The 13,454-nt window shown below is 59.8% G+C and carries 16 protein-coding genes; 4 read left to right on the top strand and 12 right to left on the bottom strand.

The window, feature by feature from the left end; translation table 11 throughout:
- The first annotated feature begins 5 nt into the window (after positions 1–5).
- A complete protein-coding gene (gene fnrL / locus BUA42_RS01500) occupies positions 6–752 on the top strand; it encodes a transcriptional regulator FnrL (protein WP_072775934.1) in 747 nt (248 codons plus the stop codon).
- Between the two features lie 22 nt (positions 753–774).
- Here fnrL and BUA42_RS01495 read toward each other — a convergent pair whose 3' ends face one another.
- From BUA42_RS01495 to BUA42_RS01460, 8 genes are all read right to left on the bottom strand, one after another.
- Positions 775–1,887, bottom strand: a complete 1,113-nt coding sequence (locus tag BUA42_RS01495) for a TFIIB-type zinc finger domain-containing protein (RefSeq protein ID WP_245818925.1) — start codon at positions 1,885–1,887, stop codon at positions 775–777.
- Between the two features lie 56 nt (positions 1,888–1,943).
- Positions 1,944–3,068 (bottom strand): SPFH domain-containing protein, encoded by a 1,125-nt coding sequence (locus BUA42_RS01490; RefSeq protein ID WP_072775933.1) that lies wholly within the window; start codon positions 3,066–3,068, stop codon positions 1,944–1,946.
- Positions 3,069–3,084: 16 nt separating this feature from the next.
- The gene (locus BUA42_RS01485; protein WP_072775932.1) at positions 3,085–4,050 is read right to left on the bottom strand and encodes a DUF2927 domain-containing protein; all 966 of its coding nucleotides are present in this window, start codon (positions 4,048–4,050) and stop codon (positions 3,085–3,087) included.
- A gap of 7 nt (positions 4,051–4,057) precedes the next feature.
- On the bottom strand, positions 4,058–5,257 hold the full coding sequence (locus BUA42_RS01480; protein WP_072775931.1) for a toxic anion resistance protein: 1,200 nt from the start codon (positions 5,255–5,257) through the stop codon (positions 4,058–4,060).
- Positions 5,258–5,284: 27 nt separating this feature from the next.
- Positions 5,285–6,184, bottom strand: a complete 900-nt coding sequence (locus BUA42_RS01475; RefSeq protein ID WP_072775930.1) for a 5-bromo-4-chloroindolyl phosphate hydrolysis family protein — start codon at positions 6,182–6,184, stop codon at positions 5,285–5,287.
- 172 nt (positions 6,185–6,356) lie between these two features.
- Positions 6,357–7,205, bottom strand: a complete 849-nt coding sequence (locus BUA42_RS01470) for a hypothetical protein (protein WP_072775929.1) — start codon at positions 7,203–7,205, stop codon at positions 6,357–6,359.
- Positions 7,206–7,207: 2 nt separating this feature from the next.
- Complete coding sequence (locus BUA42_RS01465; protein ID WP_218588595.1) at positions 7,208–7,381, bottom strand: hypothetical protein; 174 nt, start codon at positions 7,379–7,381, stop codon at positions 7,208–7,210.
- A 77-nt stretch (positions 7,382–7,458) separates the two neighbouring features.
- The gene (locus tag BUA42_RS01460; protein WP_072775927.1) at positions 7,459–8,283 is read right to left on the bottom strand and encodes a pseudouridine synthase; all 825 of its coding nucleotides are present in this window, start codon (positions 8,281–8,283) and stop codon (positions 7,459–7,461) included.
- A gap of 62 nt (positions 8,284–8,345) precedes the next feature.
- On the opposite strand from BUA42_RS01460, the gene BUA42_RS01455 reads away from it, so the two are divergent.
- On the top strand, positions 8,346–8,798 hold the full coding sequence (locus BUA42_RS01455) for a nucleoside deaminase (RefSeq protein ID WP_072775926.1): 453 nt from the start codon (positions 8,346–8,348) through the stop codon (positions 8,796–8,798).
- Complete coding sequence (locus BUA42_RS01450) at positions 8,795–9,340, top strand: pseudouridine synthase (protein WP_072775925.1); 546 nt, start codon at positions 8,795–8,797, stop codon at positions 9,338–9,340. The genes BUA42_RS01455 and BUA42_RS01450 overlap by 4 nt, the downstream gene beginning before the upstream one ends.
- Positions 9,341–9,367: 27 nt before the next feature.
- Here the strand turns inward: BUA42_RS01450 and hemF are convergent, their stop codons facing one another.
- The 4 genes from hemF to clpS are packed head-to-tail and all read right to left on the bottom strand — an operon-like array spanning position 9,368 to position 12,524.
- On the bottom strand, positions 9,368–10,261 hold the full coding sequence (gene hemF, locus BUA42_RS01445; RefSeq protein ID WP_072775924.1) for an oxygen-dependent coproporphyrinogen oxidase: 894 nt from the start codon (positions 10,259–10,261) through the stop codon (positions 9,368–9,370).
- Between the two features lie 57 nt (positions 10,262–10,318).
- Positions 10,319–11,122, bottom strand: a complete 804-nt coding sequence (locus tag BUA42_RS01440; RefSeq protein ID WP_072775923.1) for an SDR family NAD(P)-dependent oxidoreductase — start codon at positions 11,120–11,122, stop codon at positions 10,319–10,321.
- Between the two features lie 15 nt (positions 11,123–11,137).
- Positions 11,138–12,151 carry a class I SAM-dependent methyltransferase gene (locus tag BUA42_RS01435; protein WP_072775922.1) on the bottom strand — a complete coding sequence of 338 codons (1,014 nt, stop codon included), beginning with the start codon at positions 12,149–12,151 and terminating at the stop codon, positions 11,138–11,140.
- A 22-nt stretch (positions 12,152–12,173) separates the two neighbouring features.
- Positions 12,174–12,524 carry an ATP-dependent Clp protease adapter ClpS gene (clpS, locus tag BUA42_RS01430; RefSeq protein ID WP_084066121.1) on the bottom strand — a complete coding sequence of 117 codons (351 nt, stop codon included), beginning with the start codon at positions 12,522–12,524 and terminating at the stop codon, positions 12,174–12,176.
- A gap of 92 nt (positions 12,525–12,616) precedes the next feature.
- Between clpS and BUA42_RS01425 the strand changes: the two genes are divergently transcribed.
- Positions 12,617–13,315, top strand: coding sequence for an HAD family hydrolase (locus BUA42_RS01425; RefSeq protein ID WP_072775920.1), 699 nt, complete (start codon positions 12,617–12,619; stop codon positions 13,313–13,315).
- Positions 13,316–13,454: the final 139 nt, after the last annotated feature.

Here is a 13,454-nt window from a genome sequence, read left to right as displayed (position 1 = left end):
AGGTCATGCTGAACCAAAACAGTTTATCTGTCGCGCAAGACTGCAGTGAATGCCCGATAAGGCATCGCGCTGTATGTGCACGGTGCGAAACCGACGAGTTGGAGCGGCTGGAAGATATCAAATACTACCGCCGTTTCGAAGCCGGACAGACCGTGATCTGGTCCGGGGACAAGATGGATTTTGTCGGCTCCGTCGTGTCGGGCATTGCGTCGCTCACGCAAACCATGGAAGACGGCCGCACCCAGATGGTGGGCCTGTTGCTGCCCAGTGATTTCGTTGGGCGCCCCGGTCGGAACACTGCGGCCTACGACGTGGTGGCGACCACCGACGTCGTCATGTGCTGCTTCCGCAAGGCACCGTTTGAAGAGCTGATGGAAAAGACACCGCATATTGCGCAGCGGCTTTTGCAGATGACGCTTGATGAGCTGGATGCAGCCCGCGAGTGGATGCTCGTTCTGGGCCGCAAGACAGCGCGGGAGAAGATTGCATCGCTCCTGTCTATCGTGGCGCGCCGTGACGCATCGCTGAACATGGCCAGACTTTCCGGTGCTGTGACGTTCGACCTGCCGCTGACCCGCGAGGCGATGGCGGATTATCTTGGCCTGACGCTTGAGACAGTGTCACGACAGATGTCCGCGCTGCGGAAGGACGGTGTCATCACATTGGAAGGCAAACGCCACATCACCGTTCCGGACATGAGCGTGCTGCTGGAAGAAGCGGGCGACGATACCGACGGCGGGTTGCTCGTCTGAACCAAACGGGCCTGCTATTGAACTACTGGTTCATCGCCACCACATAGCCAACCCCTGCTGCGACGATCAGGCCCAACATCACCGCAAAGGCGATTTTCCACGCCGACCAAGGGCGCTCGCCCTGAACCGCGCCTGTGCGGCCGTTCACGACAAATCGATAGCTTTTCCCGCGATAGCGATAGGCCGCCAGCCAGATCGGCAAGAGCACATGCTTGAATGTCACGTCTGACACGCGGGTGTCCACGTGATGCACCCGCTGGCGATCGCCGCCGATATCGAACTTCACATCCCGCGTGATCACCCGATCCATATACTGACGTGCCTCGACATATCCCTCTTTGAGGTCAACGGTATACGCCTCGGCCCGGAATCCCGCGAGGAACTCGGGATTATAGGGTTCCATCTCGGACAGGTCCCACGGACCCAATGCGTCGGTATAGCGCTTCGGAAGGGATTGTGAGGCCAGGACCAGCACGTCATCAAAGAACCGCGCCACCCGCCCGGAGGCGGGCCGCCATCGGACCTTGGCCACGCGCACGGTTTCGGTTTTCCCGTTTCGCGTCACGCGACGGTTTTCGTAATAAACCGTCCCGCGTTCCCCCCTGTAGGCGGATTTCGTGTCCGCATCGAAGGTCCAGTAGGGCACGTAGATGCCCGTCATTTTCCGCCCTTTGCGGGCGTAGTCCTGCAGACCGTTGGGTGCGAACCACAGACGGCCCAACCAGTCCGTCATCGCCCGGCGCGCGTGTTCTTCGTCAAGGGCAAAGGGCAGCAGGCCCTTGGGCTTGATATGCCGGTTGCGTCCGGTGTCTGCGACCACGGGTGTGGCGCAGAACGGGCATTCGGCGGCGTGAACACCGGGGTCGAATTCGACCTGCGCGGCGCAATTGGGGCATTGCGATACGCGCGTCTCTTCCATTTCCTGCGCTGGCAGGCGGTCTGCGATGGCTGCCTCGAAATCGATCTCGCGGATAGTATCTCCGCCCCAGGGACCTGCGCCTTCGATATCGCTTGTGTTGCCGCAGTGGTCACACAAGAGGCGTCCGTTTCCGGGATCAAAACGGAAGTCGGCACCGCAATTGTCACAGGGGAACCGATGTTCTTCGATCGGTGCGGTCAGCGTATCCTCAGACAAATGCCCTGTCCCCTGGTTCTTCTTTTTTCAAATATGCATTCGGCGCAGTGTCAGCCTTACGCGCCCGGCGGGGGTGGCGGCAGGACGGTGAAGAGCTGCGCCAGTTCCATGACGTCGTCTGCCTTCATCCAGCCGTCCTGGCCCGGTGTCCAGACATAGCTGTCACGAGTCAGATCTCCCTCTGCAGCCATTCGGCCCAGTGCGGCTTTCGAAAACGGACCCTTGGTTTCGCCGTTCTCTGCGACGTGCCAGACATGTTCAACCGGCGGCGGTGGTGGCGCCATCTGGCGCGACACCGGGGCCGCCCCTTCGATCTGGCGGGTGCCGCCCCAGGGGCCACCTTGCGCTGCGGCATGTCCGATCTGCATACCCAACCCGGCACCCAATCCGGCCTGAATAGCCGCCGCACCAGCGCCCTCCTTGCCCAGCGCTTCGGCCGCCTGGAACTGCATGTATTCGTTGAGATTTCCGATCACACCCATCGACGACCGTTTGTCGAGCACCGCTTCGACCGCCGGAGGCAGCGAGATGTTCTCGATGTAGAGCTCGGGCAACTCCAGCCCGTATTCGGCCAGTTTCGGAGCGATCTCTTTGCCCAGAAGCTGCCCCAGCTCGCGCGTGTTGGCCGCCATGTCGAGCACCGGGATGCCTGCCCTTGCAATAGTGCGAGAAAACTCCTGCACGATGATGTTGCGGATCTGGTAGCTGATCTCGTCCATCGTGAATTCGCCGTCCGTCCCAACGATTTCAACGAGGAATTTCGCGGGATCGATCACGCGCACCGAATATGTGCCGAACGATCGAAGCCGCACCGGACCGAATTCCGGATCGCGGCAGATCACCGGATTCTTCGTGCCCCATTTGAGGTTCTGGAACCGGGTGGTGTTGACGAAATAGATCTCGGACTTGAATGGCGACCGAAAGCCATGATCCCAGTGCTGGAGCGTCGTGAGGATCGGCATGTTGTTGGTTTCGAGCATATAGAGACCGGGCGTAAACACATCAGCCAGTTGCCCTTCATGCACGAACACCGCTGCCTGCCCTTCGCGAACGGTGAGCTTGGCCCCGTATTTGATTTCGTGTCCCTCGCGTTCAAACCGCCAGACCATGGTGTCGCGCGTATCGTCCGTCCAATGGATGACGTCGATGAACTGTCCGCTCAGAAAATCAAAAATGGGCATACTGGTCTCCGTTGGTTCAACTCGGCCCGCCGCCGGTCAACTCGGTTGCAAGGCCTTGGACTATGGGCCGCGCCTCTGATGCGGTCATGCCGGGCGTCAGGCGTGGATCGTAGAGTATCTTGAGTAGCATCTCGTCGTGGGTGGTCAGGAACGCGAATTCCTCGTCGTCGTTGAAGATCGACGGGCGCGCGTTCTGATCGTCATTGGCAAGGCCAAGTCCCTGCGCCAGTTCCTCGTGGTAACAGGCGCGGCGGGTCAGGTCGGGGTGTTCGCTGCGCACCAGTGCGACGGCTTGCTGATAGGCATTATCGGATTGCACGTCGGAGAAAGCTACGACAAGGCAGTGAATGGCGCGCGGCAGGTTGATGAAGATCGACCGGCTCGACGTCTCCATGCCGGGTGCGATCCGATCCAGAGCGGCGCGCAACTCGTCCTTGTCGTCTTCGCCCATGACCAGAACGTGGAAGTTCGGCTGCGACGAGACCAATGAGATCGGGTGACCCGACACTCGAGCCAATCGCCGGGTATAGCCCGCAAGCATATCGCGATCCTTGGCCTCGGTTTCGGATGTGACGCTTGATCCGAACGTGAGGCCGACGCGCACCGGGATGGTCCATTTCTTGATCGCCCCCAGCGCGCCGCTCGACGGCTGGAGCCCTGCACCGCGGGCGTATTCCTCGGCCAAGGCGATACGTTCGAAATTGCGGGCGAGCATCTCGTCGGTGAATGGCGTGTCCACACCCCCGCCATCGGTGCGCAATAGCCCACGGGTCAGCAGGTCCTCCTGCACTCGCGCATAGTAATTCCTGAGGTCACGGCTGGCCTCTGACGGTTCTACCGGACCCGGTGGCGGAGCGGCGGCAGGCGGTCGGTCCGGTCGGGCCTGAGGTTTGATTCCGGGTGGCGCAGGCCCAAATGGATCGCATGCCGACAGAACCGCCAAAGCGACGCAGGGCCATAGTATTCGGGACCAGCGCCGCATTCCCTGTTTACCGGTCCGGCATCGAGGAGGCAGCCGCGTCGCCGACGCCGTCGCGCCTTGCCTTGGCTGCGGCAAGCGTATCGCGCAGTTCCGCTTCCATCTTCTTGAGCTCGGTCTCGGCAGCGGCGCGTCTGGCTTTGCCTTCATCGGCGATTTGCAGGCTTTCGTTGATTGTACCGATCAGGTCTGCGTTCGCTTGCTTGACCGCTTCGATATCAAAGACACCGCGCTCCATCTCTTCGCGGATCAGCTTGTTGCTGTCGCGCAGGTTCTTGGCGTTCGAAGTGAGCAATTCGTTGGTCAGATCATTCGCATCCCGCACAGCCGCGGCGGCCTCTGCCGAGCGCTGGATCGTGACGGCCTGCGCCAGTTGCGTTTCCCAAAGCGGCACCGTGTTGACCAAGGTCGAGTTGATCTTGGTGACCAGAGACTTGTCGTTTTCCTGAACCAGACGGATCGACGGCAGCGACTGCATCGTCACCTGGCGCGTCAGTTTGAGGTCGTGCACGCGACGTTCCAGATCGTCGCGGGCCGCGCGCAAATCGCGAAGCTCCTGCGCGACCATGACTTGATCGGCTTCAGCCGCGGCCTGCACTTCGGCCTCTTTCGCCGGGATATCGTTTGTGTCGAGCTCTTTCAGCTTCTCCTCGCCAGCCGCGATGTAGAGGGCGAGTTCGTCGTAGAATTGCAGCGTCTTGTCGTAGAGCAGGTCAAGCGACTTGATGTCTTTCAGAAGCGTGTGCTCGTGCTTGAGAAGATCGTCGGTGATCTTGTCGATCTGGCCTTGGACCTTTTCGAATTTCGCGGTGAATTTCGCAAATGGCGCAGCGCGGCCCAAGAGCTTTTCCCACCAGGACCGTTCCCGGCGCACATCGAGTTCGGAAACCGAGAACCCGCGGATTGTGCTGACGATCCCGCGCAGGCTGTCTCCCGCCGGACCCACATCCTTGTTGCGCACATCCGCAAGCATCGCTTGCGAGATTTCCTGCAGTTCGGCTTGTGCGTTCGATCCGAAGGACACAATGGATTGCGTATCGGACATATCGATCTCGGCCATGCGCGACCGGATTTCCTCGCCCATAGCCTGATCAGCCTCGGCAAGTGGCACCACCGAATTGGCGTCGGTCGGTTCGGGAAGAACAACGGCGTTTACTTCTTCCACGAGGGCCAAGGTGTCCTTGGCTTTGGCGCGAACAATTTCAGACATCTCAGTCCCTCTCAAACTCTTTCAAATTCAGTCACTGTCACGTTCAACACGCACGCCTTCCCGCTGCAAGCGGTCGCGCAGCACTTCGATCTCGACTGTCAGATCGGATCGGTCATCCAGCAGCATCTTGCGGGTCCGGGCGGCGAAATTCTGTTCCAGATCGTCCAGCAACGCCTCGTAATCGGCGCGGGCTTTCGGGTCCTGCGTTCGGGCGTAGACGTCGGCGAATTTCACCGTCGCATCGCGTGCGCCCATCAAATAGACGCCAAGGTATTTCCTGGCACCTGTCAGGTCGCGTGGGTCTTCCTCCACGGTGCGGAACAGGTCGCGGGCGGTGACCTCGAACCGTTCGACCCGGGAAATCATCTTGCGATCCCCCGACCGTTTCACGGCGTTACGCATTGCCATCAAGTGACGCTCTGCCTCGTCGACGGCGCGGGCGACGCGATCTTGTTGGAAGGTGTCGATCCCCTCCATTCCCTTGTCGCGCATCGGATCGATCCCGAAGGCCCCGATATGCAAAGCGGTGGCCGCGATGCCGAAGATTGCCGGTGCAAGGACGCCGGGCTCGTTCGCGAAGGCGGCAATCGCTACGCCGACGCCTGCCAGAACAGCGGCGGAGATTTTGCGCGGGAACGCCGGGCGTCGCGCCACCTTGCGCGCGTTGTAAGCGGCTTCGGCGGTCAATCCGCCGCGCAAGAGCCACGCGCCCAGCAACAATGCGCCGGCACCCACAAGGCCCAGCGCCATGCCCACAGCACCTTCGTTGATCGATGTGAACGCAAGGACGATCGGTGGTACAAATAGAACGTTGGAACGCGCGCCGACGGGATCGACGGTCGCGCCTTTGAAACCCTTGGGGGTCGGCGTGTTCGCCGTCTCGGGTGTGTTGTTCGGGCTATACTTGCCGCCATAGCGCTGCGCCACGGTTCAAAGCCCTCCCAGCCAACCGCTGGTCACTCCGAACAGCAGCACAATGAGCAAAACATAGCTCACGCGTTGCAGGCCAGCACCGGACATGAAAACCCTTTCCCAAGCTTCTTTCGAAACTTAGGCGATCCTCTTGGTGCTTACTAGGGGGAAGTCGGCGAGCTTTCGCTCACTTGGACCGGTCGCGCTGCATTCTATCGAACAGCAGATCCGCCTGGAGCTCGAAACTGTCCATGCCTGCCGCGATACCGTTCTTTCTGGCCCGCGCTTCAAACGTGTCCGCCAGAGCCTGCATCTTGGTATGGTACTTTCGCCGCTGGAAAGGCGTAACACCGTTTTTCGACGTTTCGATCAGCGCCTCGGTCTCAGCTTCCATCTTGGACAGCATCTTCGACAAGGGAGAGGCGATTTTCTGCAGCGTCGGTTTTTCGAAATCCACGGTGCCGATCAGGCCCATGATCGTGTTGGACATCTTGCGCGTGCGTTCGGTCAAATCGTCATCCTGAAGACTGTCGAGGGTCATGAGAAGCCGTTCGAAGCGATCGTCGAATTCGTCGTAGATCCGCTGGCTTTTCAGGCGGCGACGGACCGAGGGATCATCCATGCCCTTGTCGCGCATTGGATCGAGGCCGAAGGACACGAGGCACAGGATGAAAGTCGCACATCCGATGACCAGGGGGATGGCTGGCACACCAATCTTTGCGGTCGCCAGAACGCCGACGACAAACGCGACAATCGCGCTGCCGATCAACTTGAACGGGATTTTGGGACGCGCGGCCACCTCTGCTCTCGCGTAGGCAAGATGGTTTCGTTGTCCGACCGAAAGGCACAGCAGACCGACCGAAAACAGGCCAATAATCAGCAATGCAGAGGCAAAGCCTGCCACAGTTCCGTCAAGAAGCCACAAGATCAGCGGACAGGTCGCCAGAACCATGAACCCAATGGGGACATCGTCGACCGGGACCGTTTTGCCCAGCGCCGCGCTGTTGTCGTAGTCGATCAAGGTGGGCGACTGCATCGTCAAAGGAACCCCAAACCGAAGATGGTCAGCCACAAAATTGCAAAGGCCACGATGGATGCGAGCCCACGATGAAAGCGCATGCGCTGTATCGCGCCGCGCATGGCCTTGGCCGTGTCGTCAGCAACGGTCCCGAGGTTCGACAGAACCAACAGAACCGAAATCACCAGAATCATCGATGTGAAGAACGTCAAAACCATGCGTCCAAAGTCGCTGCCAAACCGGGCGGAAACTTGGCGCTAAATGGGAAAGATCAGGGAGAGTTTTTTCGAGACGTCGGCCTGGGCTTTCTTTTGACAAACTTGCCCTTTGCGGGCAGCTGTTTCTTCTGTTTTGGGGCAGGTGCAGCGTCTAGACCGAGTTGGTCCCGAACGACCTTTCGGCGCAGCTCTTCAACCTCTCCGGGTTTCAGCTGACCCAATTGAAACGGGCCGTAGGACACACGGATCAGACGGTTCACGGTCAGGCCCAGTTCAGCCAGCGCGCGACGAATTTCGCGGTTCTTGCCTTCGCGCAGTCCGATGGTCAGCCACGCATTGGCCCCTTGTTGCCGATCCAGTGAAACGACCATTGGCTGGAAGCGGTCGCCATCAACGGTCACACCTTGCCGCAATGGATCGAGCGTATTGTCGGATGGACGACCATTCACCCGCACCCGGTAGCGACGAAGCCAGCCCGTCGAGGGCAATTCGAGCTTGCGCTTTACGCCGCCATCGTTGGTCAACAGCAGCAGACCTTCGGAATTGAGGTCCAGCCGCCCAATGCTCATCACCCGCGGCAGGCTATCGGGCAGTTTGTCGAAAATCGTGGGCCGACCCTGCTCATCCTTCGTCGTCGTCACGAGTCCGGCGGGTTTGTGGTAGAGCCAGATGCGCGGCTCGTCAGGCGCACTGATCGGTTTGCCGTCGACAAGCACCTTGTCGTCGGGCGTCACGTTCAAGGCCGGGCTGTCGATCTTCCGCCCGTTCACCGAAACGCGCCCCTCGGATATCATGCGTTCCGCGTCGCGGCGGCTGGCGATGCCTGCGCGCGAGATGACTTTGGCGATGCGATCTCCGGGGGGTGGTGTATCGGTCATGTGTCGCGGCTTAGTCGAATTCCGGCCCTTGGGAAAGCGCCATCAGCGGTCTAAGAGAGGCTATGGTCTTTCGGTCGAATATGTTTCTTGCGTTGGAACAGGCGCGCGCCGCCGCAGAACGGGGGGAGGTGCCGGTGGGCGCCGTGATCATCGCGCCGGACGGCACCGTGGTGGCCGCCGACGGGAATCGAACGCGCGAGTTGAACGATCCCACCGCACACGCCGAGGTTCTGGTCATCCGCGCCGCCTGCGCCCGACTGGGCGCGGAGCGTCTTAACGAATACGATCTTTATGTCACGCTAGAGCCCTGCCCCATGTGTGCTGGCGCCATTTCGAATGCGCGGATCAGGCGGCTCTATTACGCGGCCGAGGATGCGAAATCGGGTGGCGTCGCACACGGGGCGCGTGTGTTTGAGCATCGGCAGTGCCACCACCGACCAGAAGTATACGACGGCGTGGGAGGTGCAGAGGCGGAAGCGCTGCTTAAGACGTTCTTCGCGGGCAAACGCGCGTGACACGGGTCATTCTGTTCAACAAACCCTATGATGTCTTGTCGCAGTTCACAGACAGCGGAACAGAGGGTACGCCGCGCCGCACCCTGTCAGATTTCATCGGTATACCAAATGTTTATCCGGCCGGTCGGCTGGACCGGGACAGCGAAGGTCTTTTGGTTCTGACGGACAATGGCAAGTTGCAGGCAAAGATCAGCAATCCGAAATTCCACTCTCCCAAGACGTACCTCGCACAGGTGGAAGGTGTTCCGACCGATGCGCAACTGGACCAGCTGCGCAGAGGTGTGACGCTGAAAGATGGGCCGACCCGACCTGCGGAGGTCGACAGGATCGAACCGCCCGACATTTGGCCGCGGACGCCACCGATTCGGTACCGAAAATCCGTACCGGACAGTTGGCTGCGTCTGACGATCACCGAGGGCCGCAACCGCCAGGTGCGCCGAATGACGGCGCATGTGGGGTTGCCCTGTCTGCGGTTGGTCAGGTGGTCGATCGGGGAATGGTCACTGGACGGCCTTGCTCCCGGTCACTGGCGCGAGGGGTAGGTTGAACAAGGTTGTCCGACCTTCGGGTTAGACCCACTTGGCCAAAGGCGGCAGGCTCATCAGAACCGCGTTTGCGTCATGCCCGGTCTCGAGCCCAAATTTGGTGCCCCGGTCGTAGACCAGATTGTATTCCGCATAGAGGCCGCGATGGATCAACTGCGCGTCTTTATCGGCGTCAGACCAGTCCTGCACGCGCCGTTTTTCGACCAGTGGCACAAATGCCGGAAGAAAGGCGCGACCGATATCCTGCGTCAGGGCAAAGTCCTTTTCCCAGTCACCGGTGTTGTGGTCGTCCATGAATATCCCACCGACACCACGCGCGCGGCCGCGATGTGGGACGTAGAAGTACTCGTCAGCCCACTCTTTCAGGCGCGGATAGTGTGCCTCTCCGTGGGGATCGAGATGGGACTTTTGCGTGGCGTGGAAATGCGCTGTGTCCTCGGCGTATTCGATACACGGGTTAAGGTCCGACCCACCGCCGAACCACCAGGCATGCGGGGTCCAGAACATGCGAGTGTTCATGTGAACTGCCGGACAGTGGGGGTTCTGCATATGGGCAACGAGCGAAATTCCCGACGCCCAAAAGCGCGGGTCATCCTTCATGCCCGGAATGCCCTTGCGCGCGGCCATCGCCATCTGGGCGCGTTCACCCAACGTGCCATAGACCGTGGATACGTTGACACCGATCTTCTCGAAAACCCGTCCGCCGCGCATAACGCTCATCAGACCGCCGCCGGCGTCGGATCCATCCTCCGAAGTGCGCTTGGTTTCTGTCACGTCAAAACGCCCGGGCGCAGCATCAGCGAGAGGCCCGTTGCTGTGGCTGTCTTCCAGCGCTTCGAACGAAGCTACAATCTGGTCGCGTAATTCCCGAAACCACGCCGAGGCGCGGGTTTTTTCGGTGTCGAAAGTCTCTGTCATGTCTCTGTCCTGTAAGTCTGATCGGACAGTACAACGGGGCGCAGCAGACACAACCGTTCAGTGTGCAGGCGCACCCACTGGATCAAGCAGTGTGCGCCCACCATCGACAGTCATGATCTGGCCAGTCACAAAGCCCGCCCCTTCCGAGGCAAGGAATTGCACCGCTTCCGCCAATTCCGCCGGGCTGGCAATGCGACCGAGCGGCGTGTTCTCTTCGATCTCTTCCCGATAATCGTCATGTTCTTTGAGCGCATCCTGGAGGCTGGCCGACATGACCGAACCAAGCGCTACGGAGTTCACCCGGATCCGGTGTCCCGCAAAAGCAACGGCCAAAGAGCGTGTCAGCTGATCCAGTGCGGCTGTTGAGACGGAGTAGGACAACAACTGAGGTTGCGTCCGGCGCGCCGCGATCGAGGACAGGTTCACGATGGCCCCGGCCTGCCCCTCTTCCTTATCGGCAGCCTGTTTGATCATCCGCTTCGCAACCATCTGGGACAGACGGTAGGTGTTGGTGACGTTTTGCATCATCAACGTCTCGAAGGACGTGTCGTCGAGGTCAAGAGGATCTGAGGCCATGACCTGTCGGCTGCCATTCACAAGGATATCGACGCGGTCGTATGCATCGATCGTGGCCGACAGCAAGTTGGCGAGGGTCAGCCGTTCGCGCAGATCGCCCGCGAAGTACCGGATGCTCCCGTCCTCTTCCGGGATTTCCCCGCATTCGTGCGAGAGGCGTTCTTCGTCAATATCGGCAAACATGACGTTGGCCCCCTGATCGACAAAGTGCCGCGCGATGGCGAGGCCGACGCCGTTGGCGGCACCTGTGACAATCGCGGTTTTTCCTTCGATGGAGAATGACATGGGCGAACGCCTTTTTCAGTGCCGTCGTCTGCGCACAGCCGGTTTCACCGGCTTGGGGTGATCGGCTTGGAGGATCTTGAAGCGCGAGTCTCCGTCCAGTTCTTGCACATGAACAAAGCTCGCGGCCAGTGTTGTCTCGTAGGGAAGGTGCCGGTTCGCCACCATCACCAACTGGCCTTTCGGTTTCAGCAATCGCGCGGCGGATGTGATGAAGGCCTGCCCGATGCTGGCATCCGGCGTGCGGCTGTTGTGGAACGGCGGGTTCATGACGACCCAGTCCAATTTGCCGGGATTGCCCCAAGTCGTTGCGTCGGCCCAATGCAGCGTGACGCGGTCATCCGCGATGTTTCGTTCCGCACATGCAAGGGCGCGCTTGTCGGCCTCGACCAGGTCGATTTTTGTGATGCCGGGAAGGTCGAGCAGATGTCTGGTCAAAAAACCCCAACCTCCGCCCAGATCAGCACCGTGCCCCTTGAGCGACTTGGGCAGTACGTCCACCAACGCCTGCGACCCCGGATCCGCGCCATCCGCCGAGAAGATACCAGGCTGCGTGATCCAGCCCTCTGCGACCACGGCCGGTTCAGGCAATGTCCAATCCTGGAACTGGTTGCTGGCCCGAAACCAGAAGACCTTTCCGTGGGCTTTGGCGACCTGTCCATCGACAGAAACGCGCGCTTTGACCGCCTTGAGGATTGAATCGATGCCATCGGTTTTGGCGCCATCGACAACGATCAGACCATCCGGTGACAAGGCTTCGGCCTGCGCAATCAATCCACGGGCCAGATCGCGGCTTCGTGGCAGGGTGACATGAACGAGATCAGCGGGCGACGCAGCGCGCTCCGTTACGGACACACCCATCGCATCGAAGGCGTCGAACGCCGGTTTGAGGTTTTGCTGAACGGTGACCGTGCAATCCCGGAAAACGTCGAGGTTCGCATCGGCCGGCGGCTCCAGCAAAAGAACCTTTGACCCCGAGGGCAGGCTCAACGTGCCTGTTTCCACTGCATGGACTAATCTGGACGATGCCATCAGGCTGACCGGGCGCTCCCGGTTATTCCTTTTCCATGGTGCATTGCAGCGGATGCTGGTGACGGCGCGCGAAATCCATCACCTGGCCGACCTTGGTCTCTGCGATCTCGTGGCTGAACACGCCGACAACGGCCACGCCTTTCTTGTGAACCGTCAGCATGATCTCGAACGCCTGCGCATGGGTCATACCGAAAAACCGTTCCAAAACGTGCACCACGAATTCCATCGGGGTGTAATCGTCGTTCAGCAGAAGCACCTTATACAGCGGGGGGCGTTTCGTCTTGGCACGCGTTTCAACGACAACGCCGGTGTCGTTGTCGTCATTTGCCGATGGCCCCGCTACAAAGGGGGTGGTGCCGAAGTCAGAGGACATGACTGTCATCTACCGTGTGTCGCCTTGGTTTCGCTGTACTGACCGCTGTATATAACGTGTCTCGACCCTGAGAAAAGAGGCGCGACGCCGATATGGTCCGAAAGCTCACTACCATTGGCTTTGATGCCGATGACACGCTCTGGCACAATGAGCGGTTCTTCAAATTGACGCAGGCCAGGTTCGAAGAGTTGTTGTCGGATTACACGGACGCGTCTGTGCTTCACGACCGCCTTCTCGAAGCCGAGCGGCGCAACATCGGGCATTATGGATTCGGTGTGAAGGGTTTTGTCCTGTCGATGATCGAAACGGCTATCGATGTGACAGAAGGACAGGTTCCTGGGCATGTCATCAGGCACATTCTTGATGCCGGTCAGGAAATGCTTGCCCACCCTATCGAGCTCTTGCCCCATGCTGCGGAAACTGTGGCGACTCTCGCCGGGCATTACCGGATCGTTCTGATCACCAAAGGCGATTTGTTACATCAGGAGCGAAAGTTGGCTCAATCCGGTCTTGGCGAGTTGTTCGACGATGTCGCGATTGTCTCAGAGAAATCAGTACAAACATACCGCACCGCTTTTGCCGCGGAACATGGTGGGCCCGAACGCGCGATGATGGTCGGAAACTCCATGCGGTCCGATATTGTCCCGGCAGTCGAAGCGGGAAGCTGGGGTGTTCATGTGCCGCATGATCTTGAATGGGACCTGGAGCATGCCAGCGCACCGGAAAGCCCGCGCTTCCAGACAATCCAAGACCTGGGAGAATTGCCCGCGCTGGTGGCAAAGATCGGCTGACGCCCACTGCCACATTCCTGCCACATTGGCTGTCCTAGTAAGCGGGATGCATCATTCCCCAATATGTTGCGAACCAGCGCCTGCAAACTAAGCAGAAAACGTATAAAAATAAGGGCTTTATCGGTCGCGGCTCATGTGC

The sequence above is a fragment of the Marivita hallyeonensis genome (genome assembly GCF_900129875.1).
Lineage (GTDB): Bacteria > Pseudomonadota > Alphaproteobacteria > Rhodobacterales > Rhodobacteraceae > Marivita > Marivita hallyeonensis.
Note: the sequence above shows the minus strand (reverse complement) of the source record. Positions and strands in the feature narration are given on the sequence as shown.